Origin of the sequence: Modestobacter sp. VKM Ac-2984 (genome assembly GCF_026967985.1) — a bacterium.
Taxonomy (GTDB): Bacteria; Actinomycetota; Actinomycetes; order Mycobacteriales; family Geodermatophilaceae; genus Modestobacter.
On the sequence record NZ_JAPVBJ010000002.1, the window covers coordinates 501,659 to 514,838 of the forward strand.

Here is a 13,180-nt window from a genome sequence, read left to right on the forward strand (position 1 = left end):
GCCGCGCCGCCACCGGCACTCGTCCGGTGCGCCGATCTCCTCAGCATCGGGAGAGCCACCACCGACCCGGGGCCGCCCCGGTGAAGGAGATGCACGTGTCATCGCAGCACGACCAGCCCCCGCCGACCGATGCGGTCACCGGTGGGAAGCCCGGGACGGCCACCGACGCCGGTGTGCCCGCCGGGGTCCGGACCGCCGGGATGTGGTGCCTCTGGACGCTGGCGATCGGCGCCGTCGTCTACCTCGCGGTGCAGTTGGCCGTCGTCCTGGGCACCGTGGTGCTCACCTTCCTGGGCGGTCTGCTGCTGACCGCGCTCCTGCGGCCGGTCGCCTCCTGGCTGGACCGCACCGGGGTGCCCCGCCTCGCGGCGACGTGGCTGGTGATGCTGCTCTTCCTCGTCCTGCTGGGCGGGGTCGTCTACTTCCTGCAGCAACGGGTCACCCGCGAGTGGACCAGCCTGCGCCCCACCCTGGTCAGCGGGCTGGACCGGGTGCGCACCAGCCTGGTCGAGACGCTCGGTCTGCCCCGGGAGCGGGTCAACTCGATCATCGACGGGCTGATCGGCCAGCTGACCGGCGGGTTCGGGGGTGGCGCAGCCGGGCCGGGGATGGTGGTGACCGGTGCCACGACCGCGGTCACCGTCGCGGCGGCGCTGGTCCTCGCCCTGTTCACCGCGTTCTGGCTCATCTACGACGGTGCCCGGATCTGGCGGCTGTGCCTCCGGATCGTGCCGGCCGACCGCCGGGCGGCCGCCGACGACGCGGGGAACGGCGCCTGGCGCACCCTGGGTGGCTACCTGCGGGGCACGACGGCCGTCGCGCTCATCGACGCCCTCGGCATCGGCCTGGCGCTGCTGCTCATCGGCGTGCCGTTGGCCTTCGCCCTGGCGGTGCTCACCTTCCTGGGTGCCTACATCCCGGTCGTCGGCGCCTTCGTGGCGGGGCTGGCCGCCGTGGTGGTGGCCTTCGCCGCGGGCGGGCTGACCGACGCCCTGCTCGTGCTCGGTGCGGTGGTCGTCGTACAGCAGATCGAGGGCAACCTCCTGCAGCCGTTGATCATGCGGCGGACCGTCTTCCTGCACCCCCTGGGGATCGTCTACGCCCTCACCGTCGGCGGCCTGCTGTGGGGCATCGGCGGGGCGGTCATCGCCGTGCCGCTGACCGCCGTGGTCTACGCGATCGCCGTCGCCCTGGCCGACCGCAAGGGCGGCGAGGAGGCAGAACCGCGACCGCGGGGCCTCCGCCTCCGGACTGGCGGTGCCTCCCGGGCCGACGTGCCGTCCAACGACGGCCGGCCGGCCGGAGCCGGCGGAGGACCTAGCCGCCGGGACCAGGCGGCGGAGGCGTCCGAGGGCTCCTGATCGTCACGGTGGTGCCCTCCGGGCTGGGGACGACGGTGACGTCGGCGAACGCGCTCATCAGCGTCGCCCCCCGCCCGCGGTCCATGCTCGGCACCCGTTCCCGCCACTGCCCGTGGTCGCGCACGGTGATCTCCACGCCGTCCACGGAGGCCTCGATGGACACCTCGACGACCGGTCGGGTCGGGTTCTGGGCGTGCTCGACCGCGTTGGTGGCGGCCTCGCAGGCGGCCAGCAGCAGGTCGTAGACCTGGTCCTCGTCCAGCCCGGCGGCGGTCAGGACCCGGCGGAGGGTCCGGCGCAGCCCGGGGATCGCCCGGGGGGTGGCGGGGAAGCGCCACTGCTCCCGGAGCACCGGCGCGGTCGTCGGGGGCCGGGGCGTGGCCGGTGGCCGGCAGACCGGCACCAGCGCACGTACCTCGGCCGGTCCGGCCGGGGCGGGCGGCTTCGGCACCGGCAGGGCGGGGGTCGGGCCGACGGGAGCTCCGTCGCGGGCACCCGAACCGCGCTCCACCGCGACGCGCACCCGGGCGATCAGCTCGGCGGCCTGGAACGGCTTGGCGAGGTGGTCGTCGACCCCGGCCGCGAACCCCTCGACCGCGGCCTCCTGGCCGGCCCGGGCGGTCAGCATGATCACCGGGATGGAACGGGTGGCGGGGTCGGCGCGCAACCGGCGCAGCAGCTCGAAGCCGTCCACCCGCGGCATCATCACGTCGGTCAGGACGACGTCGGGCCGGTGCGCGGCCACGGCCGCCAGCGCCTCCTCGCCGTCGCTGCAGGTGCGCACCCGCCAGATCGGCGCCAGCACCCTCGTCAGGTAGCTGCGCATGTCGGCGTTGTCGTCGACGACCAGGACCGTGGCCGTCGCGCCGGCAGGGGCCTCCGGCAGCTCGTCGGGGGTCACGTCGGCGACCCAGGAGGCGGCGGTGCCGTGCGCGACCGCCGAGGGGGTGGCCGACGGGCCCGCGTCGGCAGGCGCGTCGGGGCTGCCGTAGGGGACAGCGACGGTGAAGGTGCTCCCGGCGCCCGGTTCGCTCTCCACCGTCACGGTGCCGCCGTGCAGGCCGACCAGCTCGCGGACCAGGGCCAGCCCGATGCCGGTGCCCTCCCGGGTGCGTGCCAAGGAGTCGCGCACCCGGTGGAAGCGGTCGAACACCAGCGGCAGCTCGGCGGCCGGGATGCCGATCCCGGTGTCGGCGACGGTGAGCAGCACCTGGTCGGCCTCACCCCGCAGGGTCAGCTCGATGCCGCCGACGAAGGTGTACTTCACGGCGTTGGTGAGCAGGTTGAGGACGACCTTCTCCCACATCCGCGGGTCGACGTGCACCGGCCGGTCCAGCGGGGGGCAGTCGACCGACAGCTGGAGGCCGGCCCGCTCGGCGGCGGCCCGCAGCACCCCGGCCAGCTCGGCGGTGAAGGCGGCGACGTCGGTCTCCACCCGGACGGCCTCGGCCCGGCCGGCCTCGATGCTGGCGACGTCCATCAGGTCGTTGACCAGGCGCTGCAGGCGCTGCCCGTTCCGCAACGCCAGCTCCAGCTGGTCGCGGGCTGCGGGGGGCAGCTGGTCGGGGGTGTCGGCCAGGACGTCGCTGATCGGCCCGAGCAGCAGGGTGAGCGGGGTGCGCAGCTCGTGGCTCACGTCGGAGAAGAACTCCGTCTTCGCCCGGTCGAGCTCGGCCAGCGACGCGGCCCGCCGCCGTTCGGTCTCGAACGCCCGGGCGGTGCCCAGGGCGCTGGTGAACTGCCCGGCGACCAGGCCCAGGAAGGTGCGGTACTCGGGGTCCAGTGCGCGGTTCGGGCTGACCCCGGCGACCAGGACGCCGATCCGCTCCTCACCCGCGGCGCCGCCCAGCGGCAGCACGACGGCATCGCGCACCGGGTCCTGCCAGAGCCCGCCGACCAGCCCCATCCCGCCGACCGGTCCGGGCAGCGCGGCGGTGTCAGGGACGGACGCGGGCAGCAGGTCGGCCGGGCAGCCGACCGTGCCGGCCCGCCGGAGGCCGTCGCCCTCGTCGAGGTAGACGGCGGCGAACGGCACGTCGAAGGGATCGCTGCCCAGGGTGCGGCACAGGTCGGCGAGCACGGCCTGCTCGTCGCCCCGTTCCGCCTCGGTGCAGGAGAGCTGGTGCAGCAGCTGCTGGCGCCGTTCGGCGAGGACCTCGCTGGTCACCTCGGTGCAGACGGCGTGCATCCCGGCGACGAGCCCGTCGTCGCCGAAGGCCGGCGCGTGGGAGACGGTGAAGTAGGTCTCCTCGCGGTAGCCGGCGCGTTCCAGCAGCAGCGGGAGCCGGGGCAGCCAGGACGCCTCGCGGGTGGTCATCGCGTGCTCGACCGGCCCGGACAGGACGGCCCAGCCCTCGGCCAGGGTGACCCGGATGTCCTCGCCGATCGCCGGGTGCTTGGCGCCGATGAACGGCGTGTAGGCGTCGTTGTAGAACTGCACGTACCCGGGGCCCCAGGTCAGCACCATCGGGAAGCGGGAGGCCAGCACGGTGCGGACGGCGTACTGCAGGCTCGCCGGCCACTGCGCGACCGGGCCCACCGGCGTCGCGGACCAGTCGAGCCCGGCCATCAGCCGGCCGGCCTCCCCGTCACCGGCGAAGAGGTCGGCGGGGGTGGGCGCCCCCGGCGCAGCAGAGGTGGGATCGGGGGGCACGCACACCTCCAGCCGGGACACCAGCACACCTGCGAGCCCGGGCAGCGCTGTACCCGGGGGCGGTCACCAGCGACCCACCCGCTGCGTGCAACTTACCTCCGGGGGCGGTGCCCTGCCCTGAGGCCAGCTGTGCCCCCGGACGGCGGGGCGGGTTGGATGGGGGCAGAACCGCCGGGAGAGCCCTGGCGCCGACCCCGAGGAGACCCCCGTGGCAGAGCTGACCCGTCCCGACGTCGAGCCCCCCACCGGGCCTGCCCCGTCCGACCTGGTGATCGAGGACCTGGTGGTCGGCGAGGGCGCCGAGGCCACCGCCGGCAGCCTGGTGAGCGCGCACTACGTGGGCGTCACCCACGACGGTGGCGAGCAGTTCGACGCCTCCTGGGACCGTGGCGACCCGCTGGAGTTCCGGATCGGCGTCGGCATGGTCATCCAGGGCTGGGACGAGGGCATCGTCGGCATGAAGGTCGGCGGCCGCCGCCGGCTGACCATCCCGCCGCACAAGGCCTACGGCGAGCGCGGCGCCGGCGGCGTCATCAAGCCCGGCGCCACCCTCGTCTTCGTCGTCGACCTCGTCGGCGTCCGCTAGGTCTTCGACCGAGTGCGCTGAGTGCCAGGTCCGCGGGCCGGACCTGGCACTCAGCGCACACCGTTCGCGTCAGATCGCGAGCTGGCCGTAGAAGTCGCGGGGGTCGGCGGACAGGGCGGCCTTGACGCCTCGGCTCCAGTCGTCGACCAGCACCTCCCACGCGCCGGCCTGGACACCGTCGAGGGCGGCCCGGACGACGTCGGCCGGGTCGCTCATCGGGCCGGTGTAGCCGGCCATCATGTCGGTGTCGGCGGCTCCCAGCACGACGCCGGTGACCGACGTGCCCTGCTCGGTGAGCTCGATCCGGACGCCGTTGGTGAGGCTCCACTCCGCGGCCTTGGCGGCGCTGTAGGCGTTGGCGCCGGAGGTGGAGAACCAGGAGAGCGCCGAGAGCACGTTGGCGATCGCGCCCCCGCCGTTGCGGGCGAGCACCGGGGCGAACGCCCGGATGACGCCCAGCGTGCCGAAGAAGTGCGTCTCCATCTCCAGCCGGACGTCGGCCAGGTCGCCGGTGACGAGGTCGGCCCGGGTCGTGAGGCCGGCGTTGTTGACCAGCAGCGTGACGTCGCCGGCGGCTGTGGCGGCGGCGGCGACCGATCCCGGGTCGGTGACGTCCAGCGGCAGCACCTGCACGCCCGGGACGTCGACGAGCTCGGGGCGGCGAGAGGTGGCGTAGACCTTGGCGGCGCCGCGCTCGAGCAGCTGCTGGGCGAAGTGGCGGCCGAGGCCGCGGTTCGCGCCGGTGACCAGGGCGACGGATCCGGTGATGTCCATGGTGGTTCTCCTTGCGTTCGGGTGGGCTGCCGAGCACGCTAGGACCTGACGTTGACGTCAGAGGCAAGGGTGATCTGGGCCACCGGGAGGACCTGTGCGGATCGGTGAGGTCGCTGCAGCGGCCGGCGTGAGCGTGCGGGCGCTGCGCTACTACGAGGAGCAGGGGCTCCTGGAGGCCGAGCGCACCCCGAGTGGGCAGCGCCGGTACGCCGAGGACGCCGTGGGCCGGGTGCACTTCGTCCAGCAGCTCTACGCCGCCGGGCTGACCAGCAAGGACGTCCTCGAGCTGCTCCCGTGCGTGCACACCGGGGTCGCCACGCCCGCGATGCTGGCCCGGCTGGTCGAGCAGCGGGACGGCATCGACCGGCAGCTCGCCGAGCTCGCGCAGGCCCGCGAGCGGTTGGACGAGATAATCCGCATCGGCCAGGAGCACGCCTCGGTCGCCGCCGCCTCCTGACCCTCGCGACGGGTCTCCGCTGGTGGAATGGCCAGGGCGCGCCGCGGGTTGGGCGGGGCATGCAGGTCGAGGTGTGGTCCGACGTCGTGTGTCCGTGGTGCTACATCGGCAAGCGCAAGCTGGAGACGGCGCTCTCCCGCTTCGCGCACGCCGACCAGGTCGAGGTGGTGTGGCGTTCCTTCCAGCTCGACCCGAGCGTCCCCGAGGGCCACACCGAGCCCACCCTGCCGGCGCTGGCCGCCAAGTACGGGCGCAGCGTCGAGGAGATGGCCGGCCAGATGCGCCGGGTCGAGGAGGTGGCCGCCGCCGAGGGGCTGCAGTACGACCTCGTCCAGGGCGTCAGCGGCAACACCCTCCTCGCCCACCAGCTCCTCCACCTCGCCGCCGAGCGGGGCCTGGGCGACGCGATGAAGGAGCGCCTGCTGCACGCGCACTTCACCGAGCACCGCTCGGTGTTCGACGTCGACGGGCTCGTGCCGCTCGCCGTCGAGGTCGGCCTGGCCGAGGACGAGGTCCGCGCCGCGCTGGCCGACCACCGGTACCTGCCCGCCGTCCACGCCGACATCGAGACCGCACGGGCGCTCGGCGCGACCGGCGTCCCGTTCTTCGTCGTCGACCGCACCTACGGCGCCGCCGGGGCGCAGCCGGCCGAGCAGTTGCTGCAGCTGCTCGAGCGCGCCTGGGCCGACGCCCACCCGCTCACCACCGTCCCCGCCGCCGAGGGCTGCGCGGACGGCAGCTGCGCCGTCTGAGCCGCGCCCGCGCGGCCGCTCTGCACGCGTTCCGGACGCACTGCACGCGCTGCACCACGTGCGATGCGTACGGAACGCGTGCAATGCCGCCTCCGGATCCGGGGGCGGGGCCGGGGTCGGGGCTTCGCGCCCCGGGTCAGCCGAGGAGGCGGGGGGCCTTCTCCAGGGCCTTGCGGGCGTCGGCGGCCAGCCGGCGGACGACGTCGCTCGCCGACTCCTCACGGGTGACCAGCCCGACCGACTCCCCGGCGTAGACCGGCGCGTGGTCGAGGTCGCCCTCGGCCCGGGCGCGGCGGACCAGGTCCGCTGCGGCGGTGTCGCCGCGCAGCTCCGTCTCCCGGCCGTGCCAGAGCTGGGTGAACTCGTTGGCCAGTGCCCGCCCGGGCCAGCGCGCTGGCCAGGGCAGTCCCTGGGCGATGTCGAAGGCGCTGGTCAGCACCGTGTCGTCGCCGGCGGCGGCCCGGATCCGCTCGCGGGCGGCCGGGGAGTTGGCCGCCTCCGTGCAGGACAGGAACGGGGTGCCGATCCAGGCCCCTGCGGCGCCGGCCACCAGGACGGCGGCCAGCCCCGCACCGGTGGCCACCCCGCCCGCGGCGAGCACCGGCCGGTCGGTCGCGGCCAGCACCTCCTGCAGCAGCGGCAGGGTGGCCCGCTGCCCGGTGTGCCCGCCGGCCTCGGTGCCCTGCGCCACGATGACGTCGGCCCCGGCCGCCAGGGCGCGGTCCAGGTCGGCCAGCGAGTTCACCGCGGTGGCGACCGCGATCCCGGCGTCGTGCAGCGGCCCCACGAACGGCTCCGGGTCGCCGAAGGAGACCGACACCAGGGCCGGCTCGGTGGCGATCGCCGCGGCCAGCAGCTCCGGGCGCCGCTCCAGGGCCCAGGCCATCAGGCCGACCCCGAAGGAGACGTCTGCCTCCGTGGGCAGCCGGGCCTGCTCGGCCAGCCACTCCACCGGGGTGTCGGACCCGACGCCGATCATGCCCAGCCCGCCGCCGAGGGAGACGGCGCGGGCGAGCTCGCCGCCGGCCACCCCGGCCATCGGGGCACCGAACACCGGCACGTCGAGGTCGAACCAGCGGGTCAGCGGGGTCTTGATCACCGGCCCATCGTCGTCCCTCGCCCTGTGGGGCGCAGCGGCGGTCAGCGGCGGGTGACGTCGGCGGTGAACGCCTGCAGCCGCGTGCGCAGACCGATGACCTGCTCCTCGATCGCGAGGGCCTGTAGCTCCTCGTCGAGGTGCTGCGCCGACGGGGGGAGGGCGGTCACCCGGCTCGCGCAGTCCAGGTCGGCGCAGATGTAGGTGCCCACGGTGTTGCCGTTGCGGCCGGCCTCGCCGACCCGCCGTGCGGTGAACAACGAGACGTCGGCGGCCGACTGCACCGAGTGGCACAGCAGGCACATCGCCGAGCGGCGGCTGGACATCTTCGTGTCGGCGGCCCGCAGCGCGATGCCGACGGGGTCGCCGTCCTGCTCGTGCACGAGGTAGCCGCGCAGCTCGGCCTTGGCGTCCCGCCAGCCGAGCACGTCGAGCGACGCCCAGTCCAGCTCGTCCAGGTCGCGGGGCGGCGTGAGGGACGCGGCCTCGCTGCGGGAGCAGTTGACCATCGAGCGGCGGATCGCCGCCTCGGTCAGGGCGTGCACGGGGACCTCCAGAGACGTCGGGACGGGACGGCCGCAGAGGCTACGTACCGCGCCCGTCCCGACGCACCCGGATTTCCCGCAGGCCCGGTCCACCAAGATGGCCATCCTGGTGGAGCCGGGGATCAGCTGGTGGCGGGGCCGCCGTGCTCGGTGCCGGAGAGCTTGCGGAGCAGGTCGTGGGCGCGCTCGGCGCGCTGCGAGTCCTGCTCCATCACCTCGCGGAAGAACGAGGCGACGTCGTCCAGGTTGGCGTTCTCGGCATCCCGGACGTACTGGCCGTAGTCGTGCCCGGCCTTCAGGGAGTGGTACTGGACGGAGATCAGGTCGAACGTGACGTCGGCGAAGCCGGTCTCACCGGTGGCCATGGGTCCTCCTCAGGAGTGCGCATGGGGCCGTTGCTGGGCCTCGGGATCTGACGTCGTCGCGCTACCCCGTCCTCGGGCGGGTGACACGCGGGTCGGACCGTTCCGTCTCAGGTCTGGTCGTTGGTCGGGGCCTCGCCCACCGCGCCGGCGAACCCGCCGGTGACGTCGCCGCCGCCGGCCTCGTCGGCCTCGATGCGGGAGGTGGCGAGCTCGTCCTCGCCGCTCGCGACCTGGTCGTCCTCGGTGGAGGCGAGGTCCTCGCCCTCGCCGAGGGCGCCGGGGTCAGCCTGCAGGGTGCGCGGGTCGTTGAGGGGGTCGGGGACGTCGGGATCGGTGACGGTCATGCCCCGACCGTGCCCCGGTGGTGCGCCGTCCGAACGTGCGTAACTGGACAGTTAATTAAGGCTCCTGTTACACATCCCGCATGGAGGCTCTCGCGGCCCTGGCCGACCCGACCCGGCGGCAGATCGTCGCCCTGCTCGCCGCCGGTGAGCGGGGTGCAGGGGAGCTGGCCGGACAGTTCCCGGTCAGCCGTCCGGCGATCAGCCGGCACCTGCGGGTGCTCCGCGAGGCCGGGCTGGTGCAGGTCCGGGTGGAGGGGCAGCGCCGGGTGTACGCGCTGGACCCGGCGCCACTGTCGGAGCTGGACGCCTGGCTGGCCCCCTACCGGCGGCTGTGGGCGCAGCGGCTGGACGCGCTGGACACCGAGATCGCCCGCGGACGGCGGGCCCGAACGCAGGAGGACGGTCGATGACGACACCGGACGAACGGCTGGGGCAGGTCACCGAGCTGCCCGAGGGGGTGCGGCTGCAGTTCCGCCGCAGCTGGCCGGACCCGATCGACGACGTCTGGGCGGCGCTCACCCAGCCCGACCGGATGGTGCGCTGGATCGGCACCTACGAGGGGGAGCGGCGGCCCGGCGGGGCGGGCACCTTCACCATGACCCACGAGGAGACGCCCATCGGTGAGCCGATGCGGATCGTCGAGTGCGAGGAGCCGCGCCGGCTGGTGGTCGACTGGGACACCGAGGAGGGCTGGCGGGTCGAGCTCGACCTCAGCACGGACGGCGGCCGGACGGTCCTGCTCTTCACCCAGCTCTTCGCCCCGGGCACCGAGATCACCGACTACGTGCTGGGCTGGCACTGGTACCTGGACAAGTTCGACGCCGAGGTGGGCGACCGCCCGGCGCCGGGTGACTGGGACGGCTTCCTCGCCGCCACCGGGCCCGCCTACGGGCGTCTCCCCCAGGCCTGAGCCGGTTGGCCGACCGTGGAGCCGGGTCACGCGGCGGCTCCACGGTCGGGTGGGTGGCTGAGGCCTGGGCGGTTCAGGCCTGGGCGGCCCGGGCGGGCTCCACCCGGACCGGGTCCGGTCCGGTCCACCGGCCCAGCCGGTGCAGCAGCCGGTCGCGGGAGGCCAGCCGCGGGCCGGCCTGGACCGGGTACGCGTCGTAGGAGCTGGTCAGGGCACGGGCGGCGTGCAGGGCGAAGTTCGGGTCGTCCTGGGCCTCCCGGGCGACGGCGACCAGGTCGGCCTGCCCGGTGGCGACGACGGCGTCGGCCTGCTGCGGGTCGACGAGCAGGCCCACGGCCATGGTCGGGATGCCGACCTGCTCCTTGATCGCGGCGGCGAAGGGCACCTGGTACCCGTAGCCGATCGGGTGCTCCCAGCCGCTGCCGATGCCCCCACCGGAGACGTCGATCGCGTCCACCCCGAGGGCCTTCAGCTCCCGGCAGAAGGCGATGGTGTCGGCCAGCGTCGTCCCGTCGCGGGTCGCGTCGACGGCGGAGACCCGCACCATCAGCGGCAGGTCGGCCGGCCAGACGGCGCGGACGGCCTCGACCACCTCGAGCGGGAACCGCATCCGGTTCTCCAGCGACCCGCCGTAGGCGTCGGTGCGGGTGTTGGTCAGCGGCGACAGGAACTCGTTGAGCAGGTAGCCGTGCGCGGTGTGCACCTCGGCGAGCTGGAACCCGGCGGTCAGCGCCCGGCGGGCGGCGGCGACGAACGCGTCGCGCACGGCGGGGAGCTCCTCGAGCGCGAGCGCGCGGGGGGCCGGCCAGCCCTCGCCCATCGGCACGCCGCTGGGGGAGACCGGCGTCCACGGGACGTCGCCGGGCCGGGCGTTCTCCGCGGTGACCGGGCCGTCGCCGTCCCAGGGGCGGAGCGTGCTGCCCTTGCCGCCGGCGTGCGCCAGCTGGATCGCCGCCACGCTGCCGTGCTCGCGCAGGAAGGCGGCGACGCGCGCCAGGCCGGGCACCTGCTCGTCGTTCCACAGGCCGACGTCGCCGGGGCTGATCCGGCCCTCGGCGGTCACGCCGGTGGCCTCGACCATCACCAGGCCGAAGCCGCCGAGGGCGAACCGGCCCAGGTGGGCCAGGTGGTAGTCGCCGACCACCCCGTCGGAGACGCAGTACTGGCACATCGGCGCGACCGCGAGGCGGTTGGGGAGGGTGACCCCGCGCAGGGTCAGGGGCTGCAGGAGCTGAGGTGTGCTCACGACCGCGGTCAACCGCGCGGTGGTCGGGAGGCATTCCAGGGGGACGTGCGTCACACTCTTGGTAGACGTTCTAGACGTACGCCTTTCGACCGGTAGCCTGGCCCGATCCCCCCGGCCCCAGCGTCGCGGCCGGGGGGTCGACACAGCGCCGGTGCGACAACCCCGCCGGCGGCACCCGAAGGAGGAGACGCCGTGACTTCCGTGGCCACCCCAGGTCTCGAGAACGCCCCCACCACGCATGCCCGACTCCTTGCCTGGGTGCAGGAGATGGCCGAGCTGGCCCAGCCCGACCAGGTGGTGTGGGTCGATGGCTCCGACGAGGAGTGGGAGCGGCTGACCACCCGACTCGTGGACGCCGGCACCTTCACCCGGCTGGCGAAGAAGCCCAACTCCTTCCACTGCGCCTCCGACCCCAGTGACGTCGCCCGGGTCGAGGACCGCACCTTCATCTGCTCGGTCGACGAGGCCGACGCCGGTCCGACCAACAACTGGATGGAACCGGCCGAGATGAAGGCCGTCATGACCGAGCTGTACCGGGGGTGCATGCGCGGCCGGACGATGTACGTCATCCCGTTCTGCATGGGCCCGGTCGAGGCCGAGAACCCCATGTTCGGCGTCGAGCTCACGGACTCCGAGTACGTCGTCGTCTCGATGCGGGTCATGGCCCGGATCGGCAGCCGCGTGCTCCAGGCGATGGGTGAAGACCGGCCGTTCGTGCCGGCGATGCACTCCCTCGGCGCCCCACTGGAGGCCGGGCAGGCCGACGTCCCGTGGCCGTGCAGCGACACCAAGTACATCGTGCACTTCCCGGAGGAGCGGACCATCTGGTCCTACGGCTCCGGCTACGGCGGCAACGCCCTGCTGGGCAAGAAGTGCTACTCGCTGCGCATCGCCTCGGTCATGGCGCGGGACGAGGGCTGGCTCGCCGAGCACATGCTGATCCTCAAGCTCACCAGCCCGCAGCAGAAGACGTACTACGTCGCCGCGGCCTTCCCCTCGGCCTGTGGCAAGACGAACCTGGCGATGCTCGAGCCGACCATCCCGGGCTGGAAGGTCGAGACGCTCGGCGACGACATCGCCTGGATGCGCTTCGGCGAGGACGGTCGGCTCTACGCCCTCAACCCCGAGTTCGGGCTGTTCGGCGTCGCCCCGGGCACCGGCTGGGACACCAACCCCAACGCGATGCGCACCATCGACCAGGGCAACTCGGTGTTCACCAACGTCGCGCTCACCGACGACGGCGACATCTGGTGGGAGGGGATGACCGACGACGCCCCCGCCCACCTGACCGACTGGAAGGGCCGGGACTGGACGCCGGAGTCCGAGGAGCCCTCCAGCCACCCGAACAGCCGCTTCTGCACGCCGATCACCCAGTGCCCGATCCTGGCGCCGGAGTACGAGGACCCGAAGGGCGTGCCGATCTCGGCCATCCTCTTCGGCGGACGCCGCAAGACCACGATCCCGCTGGTCAGCGAGGCGCGGGACTGGAACCACGGTGTGTTCATGGGCGCGACGCTCTCCTCGGAGACGACCGCCGCAGCCACCGGCGCCGTCGGCGTCGTCCGCCGCGACCCCTTCGCCATGCTGCCGTTCATCGGCTACAACGCCGGTGACTACTTCCAGCACTGGGTCGACACCGGCAAGCAGCACGACGCCAGCAAGCTCCCGCGGATCTTCTACGTGAACTGGTTCCGCCGGGACGACGAGGGCGGCTTCCTGTGGCCGGGCTTCGGGGAGAACAGCCGCGTGCTCAAGTGGGTCGTCGAGCGCCTGGAGGGCACCGCGGCCGCCGAGGAGACCCCGGTCGGGCACGTGCCGACGCCGGACTCGCTCGACGTCTCGGGGCTGGGCATGACCCGTGACCAGGTCGAGCAGGCCCTGCGCGTGGACAAGGACGAGTGGCAGGCCGAGGTCCCGCAGATCACCGAGTGGTTCGAGAAGTTCGGCGAGAAGCTGCCCAGCACCATGTGGGACGAGCTGGAGATCCTCAAGAGCCGTCTCGCCTGAGCCGGTAGCACCGGCCACAGACCGGGTCGGCCGCCGCGGAGGCCGACCCCCGGGACGAGGTCCCGCTCCCCGACAGCGTCGTCG

At 74.0% G+C, this 13,180-nt stretch carries 14 protein-coding genes; 7 read left to right on the forward strand and 7 right to left on the reverse strand.

Annotation, left to right across the window (positions count from 1 at the left end; translation table 11 throughout):
• Nucleotides 1–95: 95 nt before the first annotated feature.
• Nucleotides 96–1,361 (forward strand): AI-2E family transporter, encoded by a 1,266-nt coding sequence (locus O2W16_RS06280; RefSeq protein ID WP_269157950.1) that lies wholly within the window; start codon nt 96–98, stop codon nt 1,359–1,361.
• Here O2W16_RS06280 and O2W16_RS06285 read toward each other — a convergent pair.
• Nucleotides 1,318–4,035 carry an ATP-binding protein gene (locus O2W16_RS06285; protein WP_269157951.1) on the reverse strand — a complete coding sequence of 906 codons (2,718 nt, stop codon included), beginning with the start codon at nt 4,033–4,035 and terminating at the stop codon, nt 1,318–1,320. The genes O2W16_RS06280 and O2W16_RS06285 overlap by 44 nt on opposite strands.
• 187 nt (nt 4,036–4,222) lie before the next feature.
• On the opposite strand from O2W16_RS06285, the gene O2W16_RS06290 reads away from it, so the two are divergent.
• Nucleotides 4,223–4,600: an FKBP-type peptidyl-prolyl cis-trans isomerase gene (locus O2W16_RS06290; protein ID WP_269157952.1), complete on the forward strand. Its 378-nt coding sequence runs from the start codon at nt 4,223–4,225 to the stop codon at nt 4,598–4,600.
• 69 nt (nt 4,601–4,669) lie between these two features.
• Here O2W16_RS06290 and O2W16_RS06295 read toward each other — a convergent pair whose 3' ends face one another.
• Nucleotides 4,670–5,374 (reverse strand): SDR family oxidoreductase, encoded by a 705-nt coding sequence (locus O2W16_RS06295; protein WP_269157953.1) that lies wholly within the window; start codon nt 5,372–5,374, stop codon nt 4,670–4,672.
• Between the two features lie 94 nt (nt 5,375–5,468).
• On the opposite strand from O2W16_RS06295, the gene O2W16_RS06300 reads away from it, so the two are divergent.
• Both O2W16_RS06300 and O2W16_RS06305 read left to right on the forward strand, forming a co-directional pair.
• On the forward strand, nt 5,469–5,831 hold the full coding sequence (locus O2W16_RS06300; RefSeq protein ID WP_269157954.1) for a MerR family transcriptional regulator: 363 nt from the start codon (nt 5,469–5,471) through the stop codon (nt 5,829–5,831).
• Between the two features lie 59 nt (nt 5,832–5,890).
• Nucleotides 5,891–6,583, forward strand: coding sequence for a DsbA family oxidoreductase (locus tag O2W16_RS06305; protein WP_269157955.1), 693 nt, complete (start codon nt 5,891–5,893; stop codon nt 6,581–6,583).
• Nucleotides 6,584–6,719: 136 nt separating this feature from the next.
• Here O2W16_RS06305 and O2W16_RS06310 read toward each other — a convergent pair whose 3' ends face one another.
• From O2W16_RS06310 to O2W16_RS06325, 4 genes are all read right to left on the reverse strand, one after another.
• Entirely contained in the window at nt 6,720–7,682 is a 963-nt protein-coding gene (locus O2W16_RS06310) for an NAD(P)H-dependent flavin oxidoreductase (RefSeq protein ID WP_269157956.1), read from the reverse strand.
• Between the two features lie 41 nt (nt 7,683–7,723).
• Entirely contained in the window at nt 7,724–8,224 is a 501-nt protein-coding gene (locus tag O2W16_RS06315; RefSeq protein ID WP_269157957.1) for an FBP domain-containing protein, read from the reverse strand.
• A 122-nt stretch (nt 8,225–8,346) separates the two neighbouring features.
• Nucleotides 8,347–8,589: an acyl carrier protein gene (locus O2W16_RS06320; RefSeq protein WP_269157958.1), complete on the reverse strand. Its 243-nt coding sequence runs from the start codon at nt 8,587–8,589 to the stop codon at nt 8,347–8,349.
• A 107-nt stretch (nt 8,590–8,696) separates the two neighbouring features.
• Nucleotides 8,697–8,933, reverse strand: coding sequence for a hypothetical protein (locus tag O2W16_RS06325; RefSeq protein WP_269157959.1), 237 nt, complete (start codon nt 8,931–8,933; stop codon nt 8,697–8,699).
• Nucleotides 8,934–9,013: 80 nt separating this feature from the next.
• On the opposite strand from O2W16_RS06325, the gene O2W16_RS06330 reads away from it, so the two are divergent.
• Nucleotides 9,014–9,343, forward strand: coding sequence for an ArsR/SmtB family transcription factor (locus O2W16_RS06330; RefSeq protein ID WP_269157960.1), 330 nt, complete (start codon nt 9,014–9,016; stop codon nt 9,341–9,343).
• The gene (locus O2W16_RS06335) at nt 9,340–9,843 is read left to right on the forward strand and encodes an SRPBCC family protein (protein WP_269157961.1); all 504 of its coding nucleotides are present in this window, start codon (nt 9,340–9,342) and stop codon (nt 9,841–9,843) included. Before O2W16_RS06330 ends, O2W16_RS06335 begins: the two co-directional genes overlap by 4 nt.
• A 73-nt stretch (nt 9,844–9,916) precedes the next feature.
• Here O2W16_RS06335 and O2W16_RS06340 read toward each other — a convergent pair whose 3' ends face one another.
• Nucleotides 9,917–11,089: an NADH:flavin oxidoreductase/NADH oxidase gene (locus tag O2W16_RS06340; protein WP_269157962.1), complete on the reverse strand. Its 1,173-nt coding sequence runs from the start codon at nt 11,087–11,089 to the stop codon at nt 9,917–9,919.
• A 192-nt stretch (nt 11,090–11,281) separates the two neighbouring features.
• On the opposite strand from O2W16_RS06340, the gene O2W16_RS06345 reads away from it, so the two are divergent.
• Nucleotides 11,282–13,096 (forward strand): phosphoenolpyruvate carboxykinase (GTP), encoded by a 1,815-nt coding sequence (locus tag O2W16_RS06345; RefSeq protein ID WP_269157963.1) that lies wholly within the window; start codon nt 11,282–11,284, stop codon nt 13,094–13,096.
• The last annotated feature ends 84 nt before the right edge of the window (nt 13,097–13,180 follow it).